24 protein-coding genes and 1 pseudogene are annotated in these 25,837 nt (G+C 40.4%); 9 read left to right on the top strand and 16 right to left on the bottom strand.

Features of this window, described 5'->3' with window-relative positions; all coding sequences use genetic code 11:
• Both ALW18_09800 and ALW18_09805 read left to right on the top strand, forming a co-directional pair.
• Positions 1-210 (top strand): hypothetical protein, encoded by a 210-nt coding sequence (locus ALW18_09800; protein AOE52777.1) that lies wholly within the window; start codon positions 1-3, stop codon positions 208-210.
• Between the two features lie 164 nt (positions 211-374).
• Entirely contained in the window at positions 375-2,060 is a 1,686-nt protein-coding gene (locus tag ALW18_09805) for an ABC transporter ATP-binding protein (protein ID AOE52778.1), read from the top strand.
• 151 nt (positions 2,061-2,211) lie between these two features.
• Here the strand turns inward: ALW18_09805 and ALW18_09810 are convergent, their stop codons facing one another.
• The 8 genes and pseudogenes from ALW18_09810 to ALW18_09845 all read right to left on the bottom strand — a co-directional run bounded on the left by ALW18_09810 (position 2,212) and on the right by ALW18_09845 (position 11,200).
• Positions 2,212-2,868 (bottom strand): succinyl-CoA:3-ketoacid-CoA transferase, encoded by a 657-nt coding sequence (locus ALW18_09810; protein AOE52779.1) that lies wholly within the window; start codon positions 2,866-2,868, stop codon positions 2,212-2,214.
• A 33-nt stretch (positions 2,869-2,901) separates the two neighbouring features.
• The gene (locus ALW18_09815) at positions 2,902-3,255 is read right to left on the bottom strand and encodes a 30S ribosomal S23 (protein ID AOE52780.1); all 354 of its coding nucleotides are present in this window, start codon (positions 3,253-3,255) and stop codon (positions 2,902-2,904) included.
• Between the two features lie 31 nt (positions 3,256-3,286).
• Positions 3,287-3,985: a succinyl-CoA:3-ketoacid-CoA transferase gene (locus ALW18_09820; GenBank protein AOE52781.1), complete on the bottom strand. Its 699-nt coding sequence runs from the start codon at positions 3,983-3,985 to the stop codon at positions 3,287-3,289.
• A gap of 65 nt (positions 3,986-4,050) precedes the next feature.
• On the bottom strand, positions 4,051-6,372 hold the full coding sequence (locus ALW18_09825) for a penicillin-binding protein (protein AOE52782.1): 2,322 nt from the start codon (positions 6,370-6,372) through the stop codon (positions 4,051-4,053).
• A 9-nt stretch (positions 6,373-6,381) separates the two neighbouring features.
• Positions 6,382-6,879 carry a gliding motility protein GldH gene (locus ALW18_09830; protein AOE54373.1) on the bottom strand — a complete coding sequence of 166 codons (498 nt, stop codon included), beginning with the start codon at positions 6,877-6,879 and terminating at the stop codon, positions 6,382-6,384.
• 412 nt (positions 6,880-7,291) lie between these two features.
• Positions 7,292-8,410: pseudogene (locus ALW18_09835) on the bottom strand (hypothetical protein).
• A gap of 398 nt (positions 8,411-8,808) precedes the next feature.
• The gene (locus ALW18_09840) at positions 8,809-10,167 is read right to left on the bottom strand and encodes a sulfurtransferase (GenBank protein AOE52783.1); all 1,359 of its coding nucleotides are present in this window, start codon (positions 10,165-10,167) and stop codon (positions 8,809-8,811) included.
• Between the two features lie 127 nt (positions 10,168-10,294).
• A complete protein-coding gene (locus ALW18_09845; GenBank protein AOE52784.1) occupies positions 10,295-11,200 on the bottom strand; it encodes a hypothetical protein in 906 nt (301 codons plus the stop codon).
• Between the two features lie 164 nt (positions 11,201-11,364).
• Between ALW18_09845 and ALW18_09850 the strand changes: the two genes are divergently transcribed.
• The 4 genes from ALW18_09850 to ALW18_09865 all read left to right on the top strand — a co-directional run bounded on the left by ALW18_09850 (position 11,365) and on the right by ALW18_09865 (position 15,292).
• A complete protein-coding gene (locus ALW18_09850; GenBank protein AOE52785.1) occupies positions 11,365-12,369 on the top strand; it encodes a recombinase RecA in 1,005 nt (334 codons plus the stop codon).
• Between the two features lie 101 nt (positions 12,370-12,470).
• Entirely contained in the window at positions 12,471-12,893 is a 423-nt protein-coding gene (locus ALW18_09855) for a hypothetical protein (protein AOE52786.1), read from the top strand.
• A gap of 12 nt (positions 12,894-12,905) precedes the next feature.
• Entirely contained in the window at positions 12,906-13,448 is a 543-nt protein-coding gene (locus ALW18_09860) for an RNA polymerase subunit sigma-70 (GenBank protein ID AOE52787.1), read from the top strand.
• Positions 13,445-15,292, top strand: a complete 1,848-nt coding sequence (locus ALW18_09865) for a hypothetical protein (protein ID AOE52788.1) — start codon at positions 13,445-13,447, stop codon at positions 15,290-15,292. Before ALW18_09860 ends, ALW18_09865 begins: the two co-directional genes overlap by 4 nt.
• Positions 15,293-15,347: 55 nt before the next feature.
• On the opposite strand, the gene ALW18_09870 is transcribed toward ALW18_09865, so the two are convergent.
• Positions 15,348-16,100: an acyl-phosphate glycerol 3-phosphate acyltransferase gene (locus tag ALW18_09870; GenBank protein ID AOE52789.1), complete on the bottom strand. Its 753-nt coding sequence runs from the start codon at positions 16,098-16,100 to the stop codon at positions 15,348-15,350.
• A gap of 78 nt (positions 16,101-16,178) precedes the next feature.
• Between ALW18_09870 and ALW18_09875 the strand changes: the two genes are divergently transcribed.
• Entirely contained in the window at positions 16,179-17,150 is a 972-nt protein-coding gene (locus ALW18_09875; GenBank protein AOE52790.1) for a tryptophanyl-tRNA synthetase, read from the top strand.
• 113 nt (positions 17,151-17,263) lie between these two features.
• On the opposite strand, the gene ALW18_09880 is transcribed toward ALW18_09875, so the two are convergent.
• Positions 17,264-18,367: a DNA processing protein DprA gene (locus tag ALW18_09880; GenBank protein ID AOE52791.1), complete on the bottom strand. Its 1,104-nt coding sequence runs from the start codon at positions 18,365-18,367 to the stop codon at positions 17,264-17,266.
• 99 nt (positions 18,368-18,466) lie between these two features.
• On the opposite strand from ALW18_09880, the gene ALW18_09885 reads away from it, so the two are divergent.
• Complete coding sequence (locus ALW18_09885) at positions 18,467-19,405, top strand: sporulation protein (protein AOE52792.1); 939 nt, start codon at positions 18,467-18,469, stop codon at positions 19,403-19,405.
• Between the two features lie 58 nt (positions 19,406-19,463).
• On the top strand, positions 19,464-19,973 hold the full coding sequence (locus ALW18_09890) for a thioesterase (GenBank protein ID AOE52793.1): 510 nt from the start codon (positions 19,464-19,466) through the stop codon (positions 19,971-19,973).
• Between the two features lie 38 nt (positions 19,974-20,011).
• Here the strand turns inward: ALW18_09890 and ALW18_09895 are convergent, their stop codons facing one another.
• From ALW18_09895 to ALW18_09920, 6 genes are all read right to left on the bottom strand, one after another.
• Positions 20,012-21,265: a peptidase M23 gene (locus ALW18_09895; GenBank protein AOE52794.1), complete on the bottom strand. Its 1,254-nt coding sequence runs from the start codon at positions 21,263-21,265 to the stop codon at positions 20,012-20,014.
• Positions 21,266-21,282: 17 nt separating this feature from the next.
• Positions 21,283-22,062, bottom strand: a complete 780-nt coding sequence (locus tag ALW18_09900) for a hypothetical protein (protein AOE52795.1) — start codon at positions 22,060-22,062, stop codon at positions 21,283-21,285.
• Positions 22,062-23,426, bottom strand: a complete 1,365-nt coding sequence (locus tag ALW18_09905; GenBank protein ID AOE52796.1) for a cytochrome C biosynthesis protein — start codon at positions 23,424-23,426, stop codon at positions 22,062-22,064. The genes ALW18_09900 and ALW18_09905 overlap by 1 nt, the downstream gene beginning before the upstream one ends.
• 6 nt (positions 23,427-23,432) lie before the next feature.
• Entirely contained in the window at positions 23,433-24,443 is a 1,011-nt protein-coding gene (locus tag ALW18_09910; GenBank protein AOE52797.1) for a nucleotidyltransferase, read from the bottom strand.
• A 77-nt stretch (positions 24,444-24,520) separates the two neighbouring features.
• Positions 24,521-25,381 carry a hypothetical protein gene (locus tag ALW18_09915; protein ID AOE52798.1) on the bottom strand — a complete coding sequence of 287 codons (861 nt, stop codon included), beginning with the start codon at positions 25,379-25,381 and terminating at the stop codon, positions 24,521-24,523.
• Positions 25,382-25,398: 17 nt separating this feature from the next.
• A complete protein-coding gene (locus ALW18_09920) occupies positions 25,399-25,833 on the bottom strand; it encodes a deoxyuridine 5'-triphosphate nucleotidohydrolase (protein ID AOE52799.1) in 435 nt (144 codons plus the stop codon).
• Positions 25,834-25,837 lie beyond the last annotated feature (4 nt).

Raw genomic sequence — 25,837 nt, forward strand, 5'->3', positions numbered from 1 at the left:
ATGAAAGACTTTCCAAATTTATATGTAGCGCAAACAGACAATAAAGTAGTTGTTTTTGGCTCCAACCTAAAAGATTTTGTAATCTCACTAAACAGCGTAGTACAAAACCTTAAACCCTATATGTTTTACTACAGGCTTTTTAAAAAAGTAGATTACATTGAACACGTAGCAGCCGATGGCCGCAAATTTTATTTACAGAAAGTACTTTAATTTATTCGCTACACACCCCACACCCCTCTCAAGAGGGGAGCAAGCTTTACTCTTCCCTGCAAGAGGGGCGGGTTTGAGTGTTCCCCTCTTGAGAGGGGTGGGGGTGTGTCTGTTTCAACTGTGCGGCTGAGACTGAAAACTCAAAAATTTGTATTTTTATCCTCATGAACAATTCCCTGCTACATATAGACCACGTTACCATTTCTGCCCGCAAAGAGGGTCAATGGATACCTATTGTAAAAAACAGTTCGTTTACGCTCAATCAAAATGAGATATTGGGAATTGTGGGCGAATCGGGATCGGGTAAATCGGTTACGTCGTTAGCAGTAATGGGATTGCTCCCTAAAGGCATCCTTGAAATTACCGAAGGCAGGATTGAGTTTGATGGCAAGGATATATCGGCCATGAGCCAGAGGGAACTTCGTATTCTTCGTGGTAATGATATTGCAATGATATTCCAGGAGCCAATGAGTTCTTTAAATCCGTCATTAAAATGCGGTTTTCAGGTAGAAGAAATACTTGCAGAACACACACAACTTTCCCAAAAAGAAATAAAGGCAACGGTGCTTTCCCTATTCGAAAAGGTAAAGCTGCCCAATCCGGAAAAAATATACAACCGCTATCCACACGAGATATCGGGTGGGCAAAAGCAGCGCGTAATGATAGCCATGGCTATTGCCTGCAAACCCAAAATACTTATTGCCGATGAACCTACTACAGCATTGGATGTTACGGTTCAGAAGGAAATAATACTGCTGCTAAAAGAACTGCAGCAGGAAACAAAAATGAGCATCCTGTTTATTTCGCACGACCTTTCATTAGTATCCGAAATTGCCAACAGGGTATTGGTAATGTTCCGGGGTGAAATTGTAGAACAGGGCGAATCGGCCGGGATATTTAACAACCCAACCCATACCTACACAAAAGCACTTATCAGTTCACGCCCATCATTAGATGTCCGCCTGAAAAGATTACCTACTATTCAGGATTATCTTGAAAACACAGTCAATCCTGAAGAAGTTACACCCGCACAGCGCGAACAACGCCTTCAAAAATTATACAGCCAGACACCACTGCTTGAGGTAAAGAATGTAGAGAAAGAATATGTTTCTTCCGCAGGTATATTGGGCAAGGATGTGAAATTTAAAGCCGTAGACGATGTTAGTTTTAAAATATATGAAGGCGAAACGTTAGGTCTCGTTGGCGAATCAGGCTGTGGGAAATCTACACTTGGCAATGCTATTTTACAACTCGATAAGGCTACTGCCGGAAGCATACTATACCGCGGCGTAGATCTTACCAGGTTATCTTCAAAAGATATACGCGCGTTGCGAAAAGAGATACAGATCATCTTCCAGGACCCGTATTCATCTCTAAACCCCCGTATTACAGTTGGCAAAGCTATTATGGAACCGATGCAGGTGCATAAGCTTTATAAAAATGATACCGAACGCCGGGAAAAGACCATAGAAATACTAAACCGCGTCGGCTTGGGAGAAGAACACTTTAACCGATACCCCCACGAGTTCTCAGGAGGCCAAAGACAGCGTATTGGCATTGCACGAACCATTGCACTGCAACCTAAACTTATTGTTTGTGACGAGTCGGTTTCGGCACTGGATATTTCGGTTCAGGCGCAGGTACTGAACCTGCTTAACGAGCTAAAAGAGAACTTTGGGTTTACCTATATATTTATTTCGCACGACCTTGCCGTTGTAAAATACATGAGCGATCAGGTATTGGTAATGAACAAGGGTAAAATTGAAGAAATGAACGAAGCTGACGCTTTATACGAGTATCCGCAGAAAGAATACACGAAGAAATTGATTGCGGCTATACCAAAGTCTTAGTTTTGAATCATCGCTTGCCATTGCGAGCGTAATGCAATATAAAAAGATTGCTTTGTCGTTCCTCCTCGCAATGACCAGTTAACAATCTTTTCGATTACCCATAAAAAAAGCCCCTTCTTTCGAAAGGGCGTCATAAAAATATTATTTTGAATTAATCAATTATCATCTCAGGGATATCACCGTCAATAATAAGATTACCTTCTGTAGCTTTTTTAATATCTTCTACCGTAACACCCGGAGCACGCTCTAATAATTTAAAGCCTTCCGGTACTACTTCCAGAACAGCAAGTTCGGTGACAATCTTTTTAACGCAGCCTACACCTGTTAGCGGCAATGAGCAACGTTTTAAAAGTTTAGACTCACCTGCTTTGTTTACATGCATCATGGCAACGATAATGTTCTCGGCAGAAGCTACAAGATCCATAGCCCCCCCCATACCTTTTACCATTTTCCCAGGAATTTTCCAGTTTGCAATATCTCCATTCTCAGATACTTCCATAGCACCAAGAATAGTAAGGTCTACTTTTTGAGCCCTTATCATTCCGAAACTCATAGCCGAATCAAAAAACGATGCACCTTTAAGTGTAGTGATCGTCTGTTTCCCAGCATTAATGATATCGGCGTCTTCCTCTCCTTCAAACGGAAACGGACCCATACCCAGCACACCGTTCTCACTCTGAAATTCCACCGATATATCTTCTCTTACGTAATTGGCAACAAGGGTTGGTATACCAATACCAAGGTTAACAAAGTAACCGTCTTTTACTTCTTTTGCTATCCTTTTTGCTATCTCTTCTTTTCCTAACATATTTGATGATTTGAAAATTTGATGATTTGAAAATTACTTCGCCTTGCTGGAAGAAATGATTTTCGTAATAATCAAAATTATTGAATTTAAATCTGAAAATAATCTATCATCAGGATTTGGATAAAACTCTGATGCTTTGCACAATGTCAACCAGTAATGGACTTCATCAGCTTCTTTAGCTGAAATCTTAAACTTGTGAATGAAGTCTGCCTTACTTTCTGCATTTTGTGCTTCTCTAATATTTGCTCCTATTGAAGTTCCGCTCCTAAAAATTTGCGAGGCCATTTCAAATTTCTTTGTCAACTTTATTTCTTCAGAATATGCAATAATATTTAATGCAAAGCCGAAGGTTAAATCAACAATCAAGTTTGGTTTATCGTTCCTCATTTTCAAATTTTCAAATCAGCTAATCTTCAAATTATCGCTTGCGAACTGTTCGTTGTTCAATTCTCTTTTCATACTTCTCGCCTTGGAAAATTCGCTGAACAAAAATTCCCGGAATATGAATCTGGTTAGGGTCAAGCGTTCCTGCAGGAACAAGCTCTTCAACCTCAGCAATTGTTGTTTTTGCAGCACCCGCCATAGCCGCATTAAAGTTTCTTGCCGTTCCTTTAAAAATAAGGTTACCGGCTTCGTCACCTTTCCATGCTTTAACGATTGCGAAATCGGCCTTGTAAGCTTCTTCCATAATGTGCATCTTACCATTAAATTCACGTGCTTCTTTACCTTCTGCAACTTCGGTTCCGTAACCCGCCGGAGTATAGAACGCAGGAATACCAGCTTGGGCAGCACGGCATTTTTCAGCCAGCGTGCCTTGCGGTGTAAGTTCAACCTCAAGTTCTCCGCTAAGCATCTGCCTTTCAAATTCGGCATTCTCGCCAACATAAGAAGAGATCATTTTTTTAATCTGTTTCTTGTGAAGCAACAGTCCAAGTCCAAAATCATCCACACCCGCGTTATTAGAAATACAGGTAAGATCTGTAGTACCTTTTTTAACCAGTTCGGCAATACTGTTCTCAGGAATACCGCAAAGGCCAAAGCCTCCCAGCATTATAGTCACGCCGTCTTTTATATCGTTAAGCGCTTCGCCAACATTTTGCACTTTTTTATTAATCATACAATAGATTTTAGTTTTCGCGCATAAATATATAAAAAAACGCCTTCATAAGAAGGCGTTCTGTATTAAAATTCAAATTCGTCTGTACTGAGGCTATCTACCTTAGTTGTATCTTTTACCGGAGCCCGTCCGCAATCTACTTTGATGGAAAGATTGGCCGGCCTCTCAAATGGTTTCTCCGAGATTTTGTAGGTCATGCTATCATCGGCATAACACTTTTTCATGAATAAGCCCCATATTGGCAATGCCATAGTAGCACCTTGTCCATACACCAAACTCTTAAAGTGTGCCGAGCGGTCTTCGTTACCAACCCACACCCCTGTAGCAAGGTTAGGCACCATACCCATAAACCAACCGTCTGACTGGTTCTGCGTAGTTCCTGTTTTACCTGCAACCGGATTAATGATCTTATACGGATAACCGGTCATACGGTTATAACCCGTACCTCCTGCACCACCCCATTTAAGCCTTGCACCACTACCTGTTTCGGTAACACCTTCAAGTAGTTTTATAACTGCATAAGCAATATCCTTGCTCATAACATCTTTGGTTACTGTTTCTGTTTGATCCAGTATAACTCCGCTTTTATCTTCAATTTTGGTAATAACCATCGGTTTGATGTATACACCCTGATTAGCAAACGTACTGTACGCAGCTACCATATCGCTAACTGTAATTTCTACCGCACCAAGTGCAATTGCAGGCTGTTCAGGAATTTTGCTGGTTACTCCTAATTTATGCGTCATATCCACAACAGCTTTAGGCCCAACCCTGTCTATAAGTTTAGCCGATACTGTATTAATAGAATAAGCAAGTGCTTTTTTAAGCGTTACCATTCCCTGGAACTGACCGTTAGAGTTTTGCGGGTGCCAGTCGGCATCAATACCATATTTCCCTTTAGGCATGCTGAAAGGCTCATCTACAATAGAATCACAAGGTGAAACGTGTAACTGTTCGATAGCTGTTGCATATACAAATGGCTTAAACGTAGACCCTACCTGCCTTGCTCCCTGCTGAACGTGGTCGTACTGGAAGTGTTTGTAATTGATACCCCCAACCCACGCCTTAACGTGTCCGTCCTGTGGATTCATAGACATTAAACCTGTCTGAAGGAAGTGTTTGTAATAACGTATAGAATCTATAGGTGTCATTACCGTATCTTTCTCACCTTTCCAGGTAAATACAGTCATATCAGTCTTAACCTTAAACGAAGCTTTAATATCATCTTCATCTTTACCCTGATCGCTCATTATTCTCCAACGCTCAGAATTTTTCATGGCCCTTTCAATTATCTTGTCGGTTTCCGCTTTAGATATATTGATGAAAGGAGCATTCGTGTTTTTCTTCTGCTGAATAAAGAATTCTTCCTGAAGGTTCGCTAAATGTTCGTCTACAGCCTCTTCAGCATATTTCTGCATTTTAGAGTCAATAGTAGTATATATTTTAAGTCCGTCACGGTAAATGTCATACTCTCCACCGTCAGGCTTTGGATGATCTTTCACCCATTTTTTCATGTAGTCTCTAAGGTATTCCCTAAAATAAGTAGCAACACCTTCGTTATGGCTTTCCGGATTGTAATCTGTTTTTACAGGAACTTTAGCTAGTTTCTCTTTAACATTTTCATCAAGCTTACCATATTTAACCATCTGGCTCATTACCGTATTTCTCCTGTTGAAAACCATTTCTTTTCTGCTTTCCCTCATTGGGTTATACAGCGAAGGATTTTTAAGCATGCCTACAATTACCGCAGCCTCTTCAATCTTAAGGTCTTTCGGTTCTTTACCAAAATATACTTTTGATGCCGAACGTATACCTACCGCATTGTTTACAAAATCCACCGTATTAAGGTACATGGCAATAATCTCTTCTTTAGTATACTGCCTTTCCAGCTTTGTAGCTATTATCCACTCTTTAGCTTTTTGTATAATCCTCATTACAATATTCTTCGAGCCTTCTCCGTGAAAAAGGTTCTTAGCCAGCTGCTGTGTAATGGTACTCGCACCACCACTGCCTCCAAGGGTTACAATTGCCCTTAAAGTACCTCGGGTATCTATACCTGAGTGATCGAAAAAACGCTCATCTTCGGTAGAAATCAATGCATCTACCAGTGGTTTTGGCAGGTCGGCATATTTTACCGGAGTACGGTTTTCAAGGTAAAATTTACCTATAGTTTCACCATCTGAAGATATAATTTCGGTTGCTACGTTAGAATCCGGATTTTCAAGTTGCTCGAAGTCCGGCATTTTGCCGAATACACCCCATGAAGCCAAAAGGAAAAACAGGAATACCGACAGTAAGCCGATACCAAATATCTTCCAAAACTTTTTCACATAATATGCAGAATCGTGCTGTACAGCTTTCTTGCTATTATTCTTTTTTATTGCCATTGCTAAATATTATTCTGTTGACTCTATCCTGAAACCTACATCTGTTACACCATCAAGCTCTTCCACTCCCGGCACTTCGCCCGACTTTCTTACAGCCTGCTGAATGCTTACGGTGTACTTGCCTACCTTAGGGAATTTTACATTCTCCTTGTACCAAAGCTTGCTTTCCTTAATATCGGTAAACCCGTCACCTAAAAGGCTACCATCGGGATTAGCCATTTGGTATTCAAGCGTATCTACCTTGGTAAGCTGAGTGCCCGGTTGCTGCAACTGAACGATAAGAAACATATTGTTATACGGATAACTATTGTTGTTTCTAACGTTAATAAACAAATTATATTTTGACACAGTATCCTTCTGGTCAAAGCTAAAAGAGACAATACTGTCTTTTTTCCAGCTGCCATTTATAGCTTTATATTCGTCAAACACCCTTTTTTTGTCGCAGGAAACCAGCAGCAAAACAAGGCTCAGTGCTGCAATGCTATTCCGCACTGCCGCCGCCGGCATTATTTCCGCCATCCCCTTTGTCGTTAGGATTCTTTTTATTGCCATTCCTATTGTTATGGTTTCGGTTCTTATTATGTTGTCTTTCGTTAGGCTTGCTTTCTCCGGCAGGCTTCTCGTTAGTATTATTACGCTCGTTATTGTTTGTTCTCGGGTTCGGTTTTCTCTCGCCTACCTGCCTGTTTTCATTAGGCTTTCTTTCCCCCTGAGGTTTATTCTCATTCGGTTTCCTTTCGCCCTGAGGCCTGTTGTTACCTCTTTCGTTAGGTTTTCTTTCCGGCCTTTCACTGTTATTTGTCCTGTCGGGCCTGTTCTCACGTACAGGTCGTTCAATAGCAGGTTTTCTGTCGGTAGCAGGTGTACGGTCTCCCGCAGGCCTGTCGCCTTTTTTCTCGATAACGTGTTTTTTGTTATCCTTGTTAGGTCTTTTCTTTTTCTTAGGCACATCAAAACGGGTAAGGCTGTCCTGGCCCATAGCATTCTGGAATGTTTTTTCAACTTCCGGAGCTGCCTCTTCCACAGCATAATCCTCTAACGAGGCAACACGCTGTTTTAGTTTGTTAAGCTCAACCATTTCCTTAACCTGTTCTGCTTTAATAACATGCCAGTGTGCCATGTTATTAGTGTAAGCAAACCACATAAGCCCTTTAAAGATGTCAACCTTCTGGCAGAAAGCATCCCCTTTTTCGGTGTATATTTTAGTATCCATATCCGGCAGGCCTTTAAGCGCATCCAGATAGGTATCCAATTCGTAGTTAAGACAGCATTTAAGCTTACCGCACTGGCCTGCCAGTTTTTGCGGGTTAAGCGACAATTGCTGGTAACGTGCCGCAGAAGTATTTACACTTCTAAAGTCGGTTAGCCATGTAGAGCAGCAAAGCTCACGCCCGCATGACCCAATACCACCAAGACGGGAAGCTTCCTGACGGAAACCAACCTGTTTCATCTCGATACGGGTACTAAATTCGCGTGCAAAATCCTTAATTAGCTGACGGAAATCGACCCTGTCATTAGCAGTGTAATAGAACGTAGCTTTAGATCCGTCACCCTGAAATTCGATATCCGATATCTTCATTTCCAGTGCCAGTCGTATCGCTATTTCCCTTGCTACTACCTTCATCGGTTCTTCCTTAGCACGTGCTTCACTCCAGATGTCTATATCTTTCTGGGATGCTTTCCTGTAAATCTTGGCAACCTCAGCATTATTCTTTGTATTCTTTTTCTTCATTTGTACCTTAACCAGTTCCCCGGTTAGGGTAACAATACCGATATCATGGCCCGGTGAAGCCTCAGTAGCAACAATGTCGCCTATGCTTAGCGTAAGTTTCTCGCTATTACGGTAAAATTCTTTTCTTCCGTTTTTAAAGCGCACCTCAACACAGTCAAAAGGCGCTTCGCCTCCAGGGAGGCTCATATTTGATAACCAGTCGAAAACAGTTAGTTTATTACAACTGTCCGTCCCGCAGGTCCCGTTATTTTTACATCCCTTGGGTTGTCCGTCTTTGGAGCCCGTAGAACAGCTTGTACATGCCATAGTTCGTGTTTATATATAGATCGCGGCCTAACCGCTACTTGTTCGTAAAAATGTTTTGCGGGTAAAGATAGTATTTTTTTGGCGGAAACATGTTAAACCGCAGGATTGCGATATTGCAATGGAGAATAGGACTGATTTACAACTCCTCACCCCCCCGACCCCTTACAAAACGGGAGGGGGAGCAATTGCTGACTCACCTCGAGTCTTCCCCTTCTTTGGAGGAGTGGCTGAAAGCCGGGCTGGTTCTATCGGGAACAAAAAACCATTTCTAAAGGATTTTTAAGAATGAAGGGCAGGGGGTGAAAACAAAAGACGTAGCAATGCTACGTCTCTACAGAAGATTGGAAACAAAAAAACCTGCATTTTCATGCAGGCTTTTAAAAATATATTTTCAGGTGTTAGCCTATAACTTTAAATAATTTATCGGAAAGACGTATCCTGAACGGAACGCTAAACGTAACCTTATCGCCTTTTACCGCTACAGTACCTTCCTGGCCGTTAACACGCATGGCTTCTAGTACAAGCTGCTGTTCGCCGGTACTCGGGCCCGATATAAGGATAGTGTCGCCAATAGTTAATTCCTGGTTTTCGACGATAAACTGACCCACGCCTGCTTTAGGGAAGTAGTGCTCACCTTTACCGATAAGCGTCTTTTTAATTCTTGGCCTTGCGGCAGATTTAGTCTTCGGAGCCGATGCCAATGCAATGTCTGATACTTCTTCACCTGATTTTTTGAATTTCAAACGGTCTGACTTTCCTTTTTTAAAGATCATGTTACCGTTCATAATACCACGGCGCAGTGCTTTTTGCTCTTCTTCCGGCATGCGGAAAATATCCTGGCAGGCTTCAGAACAACAGTTATCAGAAGCAGTTTTACACTCATCACACTGAATGAAAAGTAAGTGACACGCCTCGTTAGCACAGTTGGTGTGGTTGTCGCACGGTTTACCACACTGGTGGCATTGTGAAACAATATCGTCTGTAATACGCTCACCCAGCCTGTGGTCGAACACAAAGTTCTTACCGATGAATTTACTCTCTAAACCTTCCGCTTTTACCTGGCGTGTATATTCTATAATACCGCCTTCAAGCTGGTACACATTTTTAAAGCCTTTGTGCTTAAAGAATGCCGAAGCTTTTTCGCAACGGATTCCACCTGTACAATACATCAACAGGTTTTTGTCGTCTTTATGGTCGGCAAGCTGATCTTCGATAATTGGTAGTGATTCCCTGAATGTATCCACATCGGGTGTGATAGCATTGCGGAAATGCCCTATCTCGCTTTCGTAGTGGTTACGCATATCTACCACAATAGTGTTCGGGTCTTCAAGCATTTTGTTGAAGTCGTTAGCACCGAGGTGTGTACCGCCGTTCATAACGTCGAAGGTATCGTCGTTAAGTCCGTCAGCCACGATTTTTTCGCGCACTTTAATCGTCAGTTTCAGGAACGAAAGGTCGTCATGTTCCACAGCAACGTTAAGGCGGATATCTTTAAGGAAAGGAATTGTATCTAAATGATCTTTGAATTCGTAGAAATGATCTGCCGGAAGCGAAAGCTGGGCATTAATACCCTCTTTGGCAACATATATCCTTCCTAAAACCTCCAGTGGGTTCCAGGCAAGGAAAAGCGAATCGCGAAATTGTTTTGGATCAGAAATGTGAGCGTAGGCGTAGAAAGACAGCGTAAGGCGCTGTTTGCCGCTTTCCTCAATAAGGGCGGTTCTCTCTTCTGCGCTTAAAGTGTTGAACAGTTGCATGCTATACAATTTTAAGTGAGATATTCAGTATGTACCGGTTCACAATGGCGGAACCGGCTGCAAAGGTAGGAAATTTTGGGATTTGGGCAAGAACTGCTCATCTAATCCTTGAATTTTATATTGTTTTTTATGTATCTTTTTGTTTTCTTAAAATATTTTCTATAATTGATGATAATGACTGTACTAATGAGGTCTCATTTTTTAATAATTCAATCTTTTCTGTAGTTTTACCTTTATCGATTAAACTATTTTTTTCAGTTTTAGAGAACTGCAAAATAATATTATTTATCGTATCCACGTCATTACGATCTAATGCTACTTTTAAAGCCATAATTTTAAAAGTACAGTTTGTAATTTCGTTTTCAAAATATTTGATATCTATAAGACACTCTTTATATAACTTCAAAAAGAAGAAAGAAAATATTTGTATAAACAATACGACTGTTAAACGAGGTAAAAAAAAAGCAAAAACATCTATTGTAGCTTTACTATCAAAATTATATAATGAAATAAACAAAAGTAAAATCCCCAAGCTATTAATTATAATTCCAATTATTAAATTTAAATTAGAATTATATGTCAATCTTTTTATTTGTCGCTTTGTATTATATTCGATTTCATCTAAAGCTTCAAGATAGGTAAAGCTTCCATAATTCAAAGCCAAATTAGCTAAATATGCTTCCTCAAATTTTTCAATAAATTTCTCCCTAAATTTCTCCAACCTTTTTTCATCTAAAAGGTCAAATAAAATATCGCTAGCAGATTCTCTATTATCATCCTCTTTATCTTTATTTTTAGACTTATCAAAGTAATGTTTAGGAAATCTAGAATCTAACTCTGACAACTTTAGGTACGCTCTTAAAATTAAAAATAGCGACATAATAAATAAGAGAAACGAAACAAAAAGAGTTGTCTGATATGGCAAAATTAGAAGATCCTCATTGGTTAGCGAATATATCCCGACTATGCTCAATAAAAAAATTATCGCACAGAAATATATTTGGTAAATGAATAAACGTTTTAACCTGTTCATATATTTATATTTTAAACCAAACCTACAAATTTTTCCTAACAAATAATTTTATTGTAAGAATTTATTCAATTCTACTTTTCAAAAATAAACTTATCCACAACCCTCACCCTCACATTGCCACACCAAAAAAAAGAACTATTTTTACGCTCAAATCTATACAAAAAATGAGCGGAGATAAAGAAGCAAAATTAAAGGCATTACAGCTTACGCTGGATAAACTTGACAAGGCTTATGGCAAAGGAACGGTAATGAAACTGGGCGACCGGGCCGTGGAAGAAGTAGAGGCAATCCCTTCGGGATCGCTTGGCGTAGACCTTGCCCTTGGCGTTAACGGCTACCCTCGCGGAAGAATAATAGAAATATACGGACCTGAATCATCAGGTAAAACAACCCTTACGCTTCACGCTATCGCGGAAGCACAAAAAGCCGGCGGTATCGCTGCTTTTATCGATGCGGAACACGCGTTTGACCGTGGCTATGCTGAAAAATTAGGCGTTGATATAGAAAACCTTATTATATCGCAGCCGGACAATGGTGAACAGGCGCTTGAAATCGCCGAAAACCTTATCCGTTCCGGCGCTATTGATATTGTGGTAATTGACTCGGTTGCGGCACTTACGCCAAAAAGCGAGATCGAAGGCGAAATGGGAGATTCTAAAATGGGTCTTCATGCACGTTTAATGTCGCAGGCATTACGTAAGCTTACAGCTACTATCAGCAAAACCAACTGTACGGTATTCTTTATCAACCAGCTTCGTGAAAAGATCGGTGTTATGTTTGGTAACCCTGAAACAACTACGGGTGGTAACGCTCTTAAATTCTACGCTTCGGTAAGGATAGATATTCGCCGTGCGGCACAGATCAAAGATGGTGAGAATGTAATTGGTAACCGTACCAAAGTTAAGATCGTTAAGAACAAAGTGGCTCCACCTTTTAAAACTGCCGAATTTGACATCATGTATGGCGAAGGTGTTTCTAAAACAGGTGAGATCCTTGACCTTGCTGTTGAGTTTGAGATCATCAAGAAATCGGGCTCATGGTTTAGCTACGGCGATACCAAATTAGGCCAGGGCCGTGATGCTGTTAAGGCACTGATTAAAGATAATCCGGAACTTTCTGAAGAGCTGGAACTCAAAATAAAAGACATGATAAAGGAGCAAGCTTCTTAAATACTATTGAAACCCGAATTTTTCGGGTTTTTTTATTGCTATTACGCAACCTTTTGCTTTTTTTGTATCTATCTATAAATGAGATTACGCGGAAACGATTTATGAAAAAGATTTTACTACTTCTTGCAGCACTATTCTTACTTAATGCCTGCTCGCTTGACGAAGACCCAAAGCAGGATTTCTTCGTGGAATTTTTACCCATGGAAATTGTACACACCCCTGAGTATGTTAGCCTGGGAAAACCCTGCGAAATAAAAATAAAATACCAAAAACCAAATGGCTGTTACCTTTTTGAACGCTTTCATATTGAAAAAGAAGGTAGCGCCTATCTTATTGCAGTGCAGACTGTTGTAAGGCCGAATGCAGAATGCTTAAAAGTTACAGACATTACACCCGAGGAACGTTCGTTTACATTTAAACCCAGCGATACGTATTCATCGGGCTCTTACATTTTAAAGTTTTATAAAGGATTAGACGTTAACGGAAACAGAACCTATACGCAGGTAAATATACCGGTGCAATAAATAAAAGGACTATTGGGTTTAGATCAGCTCATACAGGAATGCCAGCAAAACAGCATAAGGGCGCAGGAACAGCTATACAAGCTTCTTGCACCTAAGATGTTTGCGGCCTGTTTAAAGTATTCGCGCAACAGGGCGGATGCCGAGGACAACCTGCAGGATGGTTTTTTGCTGATCTTCCAGAAAATTGGGCAGTTCCAGTTTAAAGGGTCTTTTGAAGGCTGGGCCAAAAGGGTAATGATAAATAATGTTTTGCAAAAATACCGGTCTGAAGGCGTCTTTGAGCTGGTAAGCGAAAACATGCCCGATGTGGCCGATGTTGAAATTGAACACGATACCATTTCTATGGAATACCTGGTGGGTATTATTCAGGAACTTCCCGACAGGTACAGGATGGTTTTTAACCTGTATGTTATAGATGGTTATTCGCACAAAGAAATTGCAGAGATGCTTAATATTACAGACGGCACCTCTAAATCGAACCTTGCACGCGCAAGGATGATATTAAAAGAAAAAATTGAAGCCCTGCAGGGCAATAGTATACCTTCGGCAAAATGAATGAGAAAAAGGATTTAGACAGGTTATTCCAGGAAAAGTTCAAGGACTTTGAAGTAGCCCCTCCTGAGTTTGTATGGGAAAACATACGGGAGGCGCTCCAGGAAAAAAAGAAACGCAGGGTTATACCTATATGGTTTAAACTCTCGGGTGTGGCTGCACTGCTTGTTTTAGGCGGGTTGCTGGCTACGCTGTTTTTTAACGACTCCGATAACCCGGTTAATGCTAACCCCGTGGTTATAGATAATAATACGGTATCTCCTGCCGATGCGATTAAAGCATCGCCGGATGCTGTACCTGCTAATGCCGCCCCATCGGCTGCAGGAACAGAAAATACTGTAACTACCACCCCAACAACTACAGGTAGTAACACCACTACTGCTGTAGCTACAGCTGATGATGCCAATTTCGGCACAGTAAAAGCACCGGCTAACGGCAACAACACTAACCCAACCAAAATCAACAGAACATTACCTATTGTAAACAACAATGCCGTTGCTAATCAAGGTAAAAACACAACAAACAAAACCAACAACAATAAAAAAGCAATAAGCAATAGCACACAACCTGCTACTGCTGTAGTTTACGAAAAAGCACAAAATACACTTAATGGTTCTGCTGTCCCAACAGCAAATACTGCTGCTAATGAGAACAGCATTATAAAAACAACTGCTACAGAAGAAGCCCTGGCTGCTGCCAAGCTTAAAGCTGACGCGAGGAATTTTGCAAACAACCCTAACGACACTCAAAACAAAGCTAACAGAAACAATGCTGTAGCTACGCTTCCTGCAAACGAAGGTGTTGCTGCTACAATTACTGATAGGGCGAATAAAACTTCTACAACTGTTTCAGACAAAATAACTGTTGATGAACCTGCCGCTGCAAGAAATAATGTTTCGGAAGGTATTGCTGCAAACGGATCTGTAAATACGCAGAATTCAAATCAGGCGAATGCCGAAAGTGATGCTGTCCAAAAAGGCACTATCATAATCGACAAAAATATTCCGCTAACCGAAGCAGTTGCTCAAACGGAAGTTGATACTACTGCAACTGCTGTACCCGAGAATGAACTGGAAAAATTACTGAAAGAGAAATTGAACGGCGAAAAAGAGGAAGAGAAAGCCGTAGTAGAAAATAAACCTAAAGAAAGATGGGTACTTAAGCCACAGGTTGCCCCTGTGTTTTATAACTCACTTTCATCGGGGTCACCAATCAACGAACAGTTTGCGGCGAACAGCAAATCGTATGATAATGACCTGAGCTTTGGTGTAGGTGTTAACTATGCCGTTACCGACAACATTACCATACGTTCGGGTATTAACTCTGTAAACCTTAGCTATGCCACAAACGATATTGCTTTTTATGCTTCATTAAACGGTATAACAACTAACATCATGGGGTCTAAAACAGCTAATATCGTAGTTCAGAATGGTAACGATGTTCCTGACACCGTAATGATAGACGGACAACCTGCACAGGCTGTAAGCGGCTCTATGCTTCAAAAAACAGGGTATATTGAGATTCCGCTGGAGATGAGTTATTCATTAGTGAACAAGAAATTTGGTATTGATGTAATCGGAGGGGTAAGTTCGTTATTCCTTAACCAGAATAATGTGAGTGTGGTTTCTAACACAGGAATGAGCACCCAGGTAGGTGAAGCCCAAAACTTAAACAACCTTCACTTTAGTACCAACGTAGGCCTTGGGTTTAAATACCACTTCTGGGATTCCTTTCAGGTAAACTTTGAACCAATGTTTAAATACCAGGTGAATGCCTACAGCAGGGATGCCGGTAACTTTAAACCCTACTTCATCGGGTTATACTCCGGTGTAAGCTTTAGCTTCTAAACTATTTTATCTATTTTTATACAACGCAGAAGCGCTCATAAGTTGAGCGCTTCTGTTATTTCTGGCTAACCTTAAGAAGGTCATTGTAAATTATCTGTCGTACTTTATCTTTTAATTCTTTTAGGTCAGATTTATCCTCCATTGTCAATCCGTCGGTAGTTACGAAGCGATGTACTTTCGCCCTTAGCAGCCCGGGCACTCCGCTAAAGAAACGGAAAGAAAATCGTTTCTTATTATCGTAAAAACTCATGGGTACAATTGGTATCTGGTGTTCTATCGCAAGGCGGAAAGCACCATCCTTAAATTCATCCAGCAAAATAGATTCATCTTCAGGAACTCCGCCTTCAGGAAAGATACAAATGCTCAATCCCTGACTTAGTCTTTTTTGAGCACGCTGAAAAACTTCAAAGCGGCTTTTAGAACTGTTCCTGTCTACCAGTATACAGGTACGCTTATAAAAGAATCCAAAAATCGGAATTTTAACCAGCTCTTTTTTTCCCACAAATACAAACGGATTTTTAGAGACAACCAGCATCAGCATAATATCTGTCATAGAAGTATGGTTGGCAACAAGCATATAACTCTTGCCTTTTTCCATTTGCTGTTCGCGCGTTATGCGGTACGGTAATCCCATACCAAATAATATAATCTTAGCCCACAGCCTTGCCATAATAAAAAACTGCGGATACGTTTTCTCAGATAATATAGACAGTATCAGCAATGGCGACAATATAATAATAGGCACACCCATAACGATGTAAAACCAAATGCGCCAAAGCGTCCATAAAATATACTTAACTGCTTTCATATTTTCCAAATGTAAGAATTCAATCCTTTATTTTACTGCCAAATCGTGTACCTTTGTAAAAATTTCAATTTTTGTAAAATGGCAAGAATATTAACCGGGGTACAAAGTACCGGTACACCACATCTAGGCAACCTTCTGGGCGCTATACTCCCAGCTGTGGAAATGGCTAACAAACCAGAGAATGATTCATTTTTATTTATCGCCGACCTGCATTCTATAACGCAGATCAAGGATGGCGAAACACTGCGCGCTAATACTTACAGCGTAGCAGCAACCTGGCTTGCGTGTGGTCTTGATATTAACAAAGTTGTTTTTTACCGCCAGAGTGATGTTCCGCAAACAGCAGAGCTATCATGGTACCTTAGCTGTTTCTTCCCGTTTCAGCGACTTACCCTGGCACACTCATTTAAAGATAAAGCCGACAGGCTGGAAGATGTAAACGCAGGCTTGTTTACGTATCCTATGCTTATGGCTGCCGATATATTATTGTATGATGCTGAATTTGTACCTGTAGGTAAAGACCAGCTTCAGCATATAGAAATTACACGCGATGTTGCTTCACGTTTTAACCACCAGATGGGTGAAACATTTGTTTTGCCGGAAGCTGTAAGTGCCGATGATACAAAAATTATTCCCGGTACTGATGGTCATAAAATGAGTAAGTCGAGAAATAACTTCATTAATATTTTCCAGGAAGACAAACCGCTTCGCAAGCAGGTGATGAGCATTGAGACCGACAGCACACCACTGGAAGAACCTAAAAATCCTGATACCTGTAACGTATTTGCTTTGTACAAACTTTTAGGCACACCCGAACAGGTTGATGCTATGAGGGCAAACTACCTTGGAGGTAATTACGGTTATGGTCATGCAAAACAGGCGCTATATGAACTTATAGTAGAAAAATTTGCAACCGTAAGAGAAAAATATACTTACTACATGGCTAACCTTAATGAGGTTGATGCTTTATTAAAAGCAGGTGCAGAAAAAGCAGGCGTTGTTGCTAATGGTGTACTACAAAAAGTAAGAACCAAACTGGGATACGAATAGTTTAATAAACAGTATTCAGTAAAAGTTTATAGTAGCCACGAATTACACAAATTATCACAAATCAAATTGGTGAAATTAGTGTGATTCGTGGCTGTTTTTATAACATTAAACCTCTAAATAGCTTCAAACAATTTTCCAGGTAATGGCCTGATTACACCTTTTAACTCCATATTGAGTAGAAGCGACGATATTTTAAAGATCGGCATGTCGCATTCAAGTGCAATGATATCCATAAGTTCTTTTCCCTTTTTCTGAAGGTAATCGTATACTTTTTGTTCGTCGTTATCGAGCACCACGAATAGTTGTTTCTGCACAGGCTTTTTCTTTTCCTCCTCCAATTGCCAGTTTAGTATATATACAAGGTCGGCGGCATCCGTAAGCACGTTGGCACGCTGACTCTTTATAAGGTTATTGCAGCCCATACTGTATTTATCGGTAATACGACCGGGCACTGCAAATACATCGCGATTATAATCGTTAGCAATATTCGCCGTAATAAGCGATCCGCCTTTATCGGCACTTTCTATAATTATAGTTGCCTCACTAATACCGGCAACGATACGGTTACGCTTTACAAAGTTCTCCTTATCCGGATTCGACGTACTCCAAAACTCGGTCATAAAACCACCGTTCTCTTCCATCTTCGCCACATACTTTTTATGCACTTTAGGATACACCTGATTCAGTCCGTGAGCTACAACACCGACAGTCTGTAATCCCTGCTCCATTGCTATAATGTGTGCATGAATATCTACACCATAGGCAAATCCGCTAATAATAACCGGATTTAACGGTGCCAAATCTTCAATCAGCTTTTTACAGAAATCACCCCCATAAGATGTCATCTGGCGTGTACCCACAATGCTTATGGTTTTGCGCCCTTCCAGATTTATATTGCCCGATGTAAATAAAACAACCGGCCCATCTATACAGTGCTTAAGTCGGTCGGGGTAATTGGCATCAAGGTAAAATAACGGCTTAATATTATTCTCCCTTACAAATTTAACCTCGGCTTCGGCCAGTTTAAAAACCGATGTGTTTTTAAGGTTGTTGTAAATGATGTCGCCTATACCCTCTATAGCTGTAATTTGCGATTTTTTAGCTTTAAAAACTGCTTCTGCAGAACCAAGATGATTTATAAGCCGTTTCGCCACAATGTCCCCCACTAAATCTACACGCATCAGCGCCAGCACATTAAGTAATTCTAAATCAGTCATCAGTAGGTTTTATATGCCGTTTATCGGATTCTTTTGGATTGTTAATAAAAATTGTGAATAACATTTTGCAATAACTGTTGAATTGTTAATTTTGTTGCTATGATGATAGAAAAACATATATCGGCTTTATTGTATCGCTACCAGTGCGTTAGCGTTCCCGGCTTCGGCGCGTTTCTTACCGAAACTCAGCCGGCGCAGTTAAACAATGACACCTTTACTTTCTACCCTCCAAAAAAACTCCTGTCATTCAACGCGAATTTAAAAAATAATGACGGGCTTTTAGCCAATCATATCGCATTACAGGAAAAAATTTCTTACGATCAGGCTGTAGCTAATATAAGCCAGACTGTTGAGCAGTGGTTTGATAAATTACAAAACAGAGAGAACCTTACACTGAAAAACCTTGGCTCAATTTCTTACAACTTTGAAGGCAGCCTTGTATTTACTCCCGACACCCCGGTAAACTATCTTACCGATGCTTTCGGACTTAGCATGATTATCTCTCCTTCTGTAAAAAGAGAAGAGCTTAAAGCTGTTGCCCAAAAAGTAGAAGAAATTGCTCCGGTTGTATTTACACCAGAGAGAAAGAAAGATTACTCGTATCTTAAATATGCTGCTGTATTTGTTATTATGGCATGTGCAGGCGGTACAGGCTTTAAGTTTTACCGTGACAACGAGATAGCTACACAAACATTACTTGTAGAACAATCGGTTCAGGAAAAGGTACACGACAAAATACAGCAGGCTACATTTTTTATAGATATCCCTATGCCGGCGGTTAAGCTTGCCCTAAAGGAAGAAAACCAGGTAATGCCATACCATGTGGTTGCAGGCGCATTTTCTACCGAAACTAATGCACAGAAGGCAGTAAACCAACTTACAGCCAAAGGCTTTAAAGCAAGGCAGCTTGGTAAAAACCGTGGACTGTATGGTGTTGCTTATGGAAGTTACGCTACCTACGCTGAAGCACAGGAAAATATGAGAAAAATACACAAAACAGAAAACAGGGATGCCTGGCTTCTGGTAAAAGAATTATAAAAGAATCTCCCATCCGGGAGATTTTTTTTGCTTTGTATTATCTTTGCCAAAAAAACGCATGCAGCCAAAATCTCCATCTGACTCTATTTGCATTATGACCGACCTGGTTTTACCGGGTGAAACCAATCCTCTTAACAACCTGTTTGGTGGCGAACTCCTTGCCCGTATGGACCGTGCTGCAAGTATTGCCGCAAGAAGGCATTCCCGCAGGATAGTAGTTACGGCATCGGTAAACCATGTGGCTTTTAACCGCGCTATTCCGCTAGGCAGCGTAGTTACGGTAGAAGCCAAAGTATCACGTACTTTTAAAACGTCACTGGAGATATTTATAGACGTATGGACAGAAGACCGCGAAAGCGGCATAAAAGCAAAAGCCAACGAAGCTATTTACACTTTTGTTGCAGTAGATGAAACAGGGAGGCCTGTAGAAGTACCTGCTGTAGTTCCTGAAACAGAACTTGAAAAACAGCGTTACGACGCAGCATTACGACGCAAACAGCTTAGCCTTGTACTGGCCGGAAAAATGAATCCGCATGACGCAACAGAGCTTAAAGCTTTATTTATATAAAACAAAGAATCCCGCAATTGCGGGATTTTTTATGCTCTTTATTTTGCTATCCAACCTTCCGGATTAAGGAACGATGTGTTCTGGGTAACGTAAAACTTCATTATTGTTTTACCGGATCCCGGATAAGTATGTATTATACCGATGTTTTGTTTTGTAGAAACCTTATCTCCTACACCAACACTAAGCGAGCTAAGGTTGTTGTACAAGGTTACGTAATCACCGTGCTTAATATATACGGTTTTTGTACCCGAGATAATTTCTATCCTGATAACCTCACCATCAAACACCGCCCTGGCAGCAGCTCCCTGATGGGCTGTAATCTCAATACCATTGTTATCTACTACAATATTTTTATCGATAGGGCTTGCCTGTCTTCCAAATCGTGATGATACAAAACCTTCTGCAACCGGCCATGGCAGCCTGCCTTTGTTCGCTTTAAAGTTACTTGCAACCAATTTCTCTTCTTTGGTCATTACGATCTTAGTCGGAGAAGCTTTGGCAGCATCTGTAATCTCTTTCTTCTCGGCAGCAGTGGCAGCTTTAGCAGCAGCCCTTCTATTGGCAGCAGCAATTGCTTCTTCAAGCAGTCGCTTAATTTTGCGCTCAATCTCGTTCGCTTCCTGCTGTTTTTTCTTTATTTCAGAGGCATATTTTTTCTTATCCCTCTGTATAGCCTTGATTAGTTTTTCCTGTTCGGTCTTATCTTTTTCAAGGGTTTTCTTTTCATCCTGGCTTTCGGCAAGTAATTGCTCCTTCGATTTTTTCTGAGATTCCAACGTTACCACAAGCTCTTCCAGTTTTGTCATTTTAGAGCGTATCTCTTCGCCCTGCACTTTCCTGAAACTGGCATACTGTTTCATATACTGCATGCGCTTGTATGCCTGAAGAAAATTTTCTGAAGATAATATAAACATAATACGACTTTGTTCAGAACGGCTTTTATACGCCCTAACTACCATATTTGCATAATCTTCCTTAAGTACCTTAAGCTCCCTGTTCAGTTTATTTATCTGAAGCTGGTTGGTATAAATACCATCGCTAAGCAAACGCGTCTGCCTGCTGGTATTGCTTATAAGCTTTTCGCTAAGCTTTATCTTGGTGGTGTTTTCTTCAATTTTTCCAAGTACCGACTTTCCTTTAGATTCCTGACTACTTACAAGGTTTTTAAGCGCACTGATTTCTTTCTGAATCTGTGCACGTCGTTTTTCCAGCTTTTTCTGTTCGGCGGTTTGTTGTCCCCAACCTAACATGGTAAAGCTAATAAAGAAAATAGTAAGGAATAATCTGGTCATATTATGTGTCAGGGTTTTTAATCTTCAATAAAAATCTGTTGAAATCCATCGGGAACCTCATACGGAAATGTAAGATTTTCGTCAAAGGTAACAGTATTATATTCAATGCCTATGTTCACAATATCTTTTTGTTCAGCTTCAATCTTAATTTGTGCCGGCAAAATGCCTTTTGGATATTCTTTGTACGCAGGATACTGAATATTTAAAGTACGTGGCTCCTGCCCTGCCTGGGCAATAACTTCTTTCTTTAAAAAATAGTTCGCTCCTTCAAATAGAAATGTTTTACTAATTGCCGACCTATCCATAGACTGCAATTTGTGCTGACCGTTCTCTAACGACGCAGCATATTTACCCTTACTAAGATCGTATATGGCATCGCCTAAAAGCATGTTCTGCACTTTAGTAAAATCAAGCTCTGTGCCAAGCCATTTACTAAGCGCCGCATAATTACCATCAAAGTAAGTTCCGTTTATTTTCTCGTAGTAGCTAACCGTGGTAGGCGTAATAATAGCCTTAGCCATAGTAATACCTAGAAAACGTACGCTTACCAATATAGTTTCATCTTTTTTGATACGTATATCTGCACTAACGCTTTGCTTCGTTTTTTTGTCTTTATAATCAACAGATGCTTTTACAGCAAGCGTTTTAAAATTCTTTACATTTTTATAATGCCCGTCTATAATTTCTTTTAAGGCTTTCTCTTCTTCTGCATTACCTTCGGCAACTACAGCTTTCTGAGCTGTTTTGCACGATGCAAGCGATAAAAATAAAACTAGTATGGCTATGCTCTTTTTCATTAATTACTTTTAGGTTTTTCAAGTTTTGCCTGCTTCTGCAGCATAAGGTCCTTCTTTTTAGTGTCGCCAAGGCCGGTGTATGTTTCGGCCAGTTGTTTGCTTATCTTCAATTCAAGATCCGGGTCTTCAACAACAAAGTCTATGCCTGTTTCCAGATAATCTTTTGCTTTGGCAAATTGCTTAGCCTTATTAGCTGCCAGCCCGGCAAAATAATACAACCTTGCATGCGTAGGATACACATCTATATATTCCGTCGCTTTTTTCTGAAGCGCATCATAGTGTGCCGCTTCGGTATAGGTATATAACAGAAGCTCTATTGTTTCTATATCATCCGGTTTGCCTGCCAATGCTTTTTCAAAATAGTGTGTAGCTTCAGGATATCGCGCTTTGCTGAAATAAAATTTACCGATTTCTTTCGGCACATTTACCTGCTTGTCATCTTCAAAATAGCCTACTGCTTTTTCAAGATCACCTGCAAATTGCGGATTGTTGCTGGCATAAATAAGAAACTCGTTAAGCACTCTGTGTTTTATCTTACGGTCTATCTTTTTACTTTCCAATACCCTGAACATTGATTCTGCTGCTTTCTTGCCGTTGTTATCATTCAGGTTGAATTTAAAAAGGCTTACCTGTGCCCAGTCAGAAGATGGAATTTCCTTTTCCAGCTTTTTGGCTACCTCTTCGGCTTTAGCTTCCTGGTTGCTTTCACTGTACAGGTAAATAAGCTCCAGATAGTTAGACTCCTCCTTAGGATTTTTCTTTATTGCTTCTTCCAGTGTTTCCTTTTGTGGCTTTTTGTATTTGCTATCGCTTAAAATCTGAAGTTTATACATTTCACGCTTTTCAGATTTCCCCACAGTCTGTTCCATCTCGTTAATAAGCGCCAGTGCTTTATCAAACTGCTGGGTGTACATATATAACGAAACAAGATCTTCCTGAAAGAATTCTTTACGCCATTCGGTAAGCTTTTGCACTATGGGAATAGATTTATTAAAATCTTTCGTTTCATAATACACATCATAAAGGCTTTGCCAGTACCAGCGGTTAGCCGGCTCAAGGTCTCTTGCCTTAATAAATGCTTTTTCTGCTTCGGGATAATTTTTAAGCGAAAGGTAATTTTTACCCAGTTCGTGATAAAGCACCGGATTAGAAGGCTCTTTTACGAGGCACTTTTCTAATGACTTTATAGCCTTATCATAATTCTCGATCCCTTTTTGCTTGAGTGCTTCAAAAAAGTTATTTTCAAACTCATTATTCGCCAAAGCAACCTGGTCGGGTTCCTTAGCGTCCTGGGCATATAAACCGTCAGGCACCAATAAAGAGCCCGACAGCATCATCCCGCAAAAAAGGATTTTAAATTTCATGTTCTATTATTCTATAACTGAATAGTCGCCAATGCTTATGCTGGTAAACTTACCGTTAAACGATGCATGGTTACCAATCATACCATTATCTAAAATAGCATTGGTAATAGTAGCGTTGGTTTGCACAAGGCTGTTTTTAATAATTGTATTTTCTACCGATGTATTATCGCCTAATGATACATACGGCCCAACAGTAGAATTTTTAAGCACTACATTCTCTCCAATAAAACACGGAGGTATAATTGTACTGTTTTCTAAATGCACCGATTCCGATACCAGGTTTACACCATCGCCTTTAAGAAAGCCCAGCATACGCGAGTTGGTTTCTACCGTAACGTTTTTGTTTCCGCAGTCCATCCACTCATCTACTTTACCCGGAACAAATTTCATGCCTTTCTCTTTCATGTTCTCCAAACCATCGGTAAGCTGGTACTCGCCGCCTTTGGTAACATTATTATCTAAAAGGTATTGAAGTTCTTCACGAAGTGTTTCGCCACTCTTAAAGTAATAAATACCAATGATGGCAAGATCTGAAACGAAATCTTTTGGTTTTTCAACAAAATCAACGATCTCGTTTTTATCATTAAGCTTCACAACACCAAATGCACTTGGGTCTTCCACCTGTTTTACCCATATAACACTGTCGGCTGAAGTATCTAACGTAAAGTCGGCCCTGAAAAGTGTATCGGCATACGCAACAACTATTGGCCCACTCATAGATTCTTTAGCACTCATAATAGCGTGAGCCGTTCCCAGAGGTTTTTCCTGGTAGTATATAGTGCCTTTAGCACCAAGTTTTTCGGCAATAGCCACAAGGTCTGTTTCTACCTGTGTGCCAAAATCCCTGCTAACAATAAAAGCAATTTCTTCAATTTTCTGATTTAGTACCCCTGCAATATCTTCAACCAGCCTGTGAACGATTGGTTTTCCTGCAATTGGTATAAGAGGTTTTGGTACAGTTAATGTATGTGGGCGAAGGCGCGATCCGCGGCCTGCCATAGGAACTATTATTCTCATCTTAGGTTTGTATACGTATTGATTTGTTCGTTTGTATTTCTATATGTCAAACGACTACATAAAATGCAGCCCCCCGATTACATCTTAATTTCTATATTATTATTTTTTGCTGCCAGTTTAAAAACATCTTCTTTACCGCTTTGTTTCAGTTCGGCATAAAACGTTTCAATCATTTTGGCAGCATCGCTTACATACGGCGATTTTACATCTTTATATAATTTATACGCCTTAAGCATATTATCTACCCCTTTGTAATGGTCTCCGGCAAGAAAATAGGTTTTCCCGGCACCAAAATAACCTTCAGGGTCTTTTGGATGGTTGGCAATAAGAATTTCATAGGCCTTTGACGCAGCCTTATAATCTTCTAAAAAGGTGTAGGCAACCCCCATATTCATTACCGATGTCGTGCCCATTGGCTGAAGCTTATACGACTTTTCGTAACAGTTTATGGCCTCTTTATATTTCCCGAGCTTGCGATAGCAAAGTCCCATATTATCCCACGCAAAAGCAAATTTATCATCAACCTTTAACGCTTTTTTATAACTTTCAATAGCTTTCTCAAACTGTTCGTGCCTGGTAAAATCTTTTCCGGCGTTATAATACTGCAACGCCCTGACATCTTCCGACATCGAATAATCCCTTTTCACGGCATCAGTACTCATGAGTGTTGCAACACGGGAACAGTTTTCCTGCATGTATTGCTGTACCGCATCAAAATCTTTATCCGCTTTTACAGCTTCACTAATACAGCTATTTATCTGACCGATTATAGCATCTTTAGGCTGGCTGGCACTTATATTCCTCGTACATTCACAGGCTTTATCAGCAATTATTTTTATGGCAGCATTCGCTGATGCAGATGTATCCTGTGCCGAAGTGCCGGTAGAAAACAACACCGCCACTGCAGAATACAATCCTAAGAAATAACTTTGCTTCATACAAGCCTGCTAATTGATTATTTTACTCCGGTGCTACCAAAGCCTCCTTCTCCACGTGAAGTCTCCGTAAGCACTTCTACTTCCAGCCATTCAGCACGCTCGTGTTTGGCGATAACCAGCTGTGCAATCCTTTCACCGTTTTCTACAGTAAAAGGCTCATTTGATAAATTTACTAAAATTACACCAATTTCACCCCTGTAATCTGCATCAACTGTACCCGGGCTGTTAAGTACGGTAACTCCTTTTTTAATTGCCAGTCCGCTTCTTGGGCGTACCTGGGCTTCATATCCTATTGGTAACTCTATAAACAATCCTGTTTTTACCAATGCCCTGCCCAGTGGAGCCAATACAACAGGCTCCTCTATGTTAGCCCTAAGGTCCATTCCGGCAGAAGCTATAGTTTCGTAATTAGGTAATGCGTGTCCCGATTTGTTTATAATGCTTATTGTCATTTTA

Origin of the sequence: Flavobacterium psychrophilum (assembly GCA_001708385.1) — a bacterium.
GTDB lineage: Bacteria > Bacteroidota > Bacteroidia > Flavobacteriales > Flavobacteriaceae > Flavobacterium > Flavobacterium psychrophilum_A.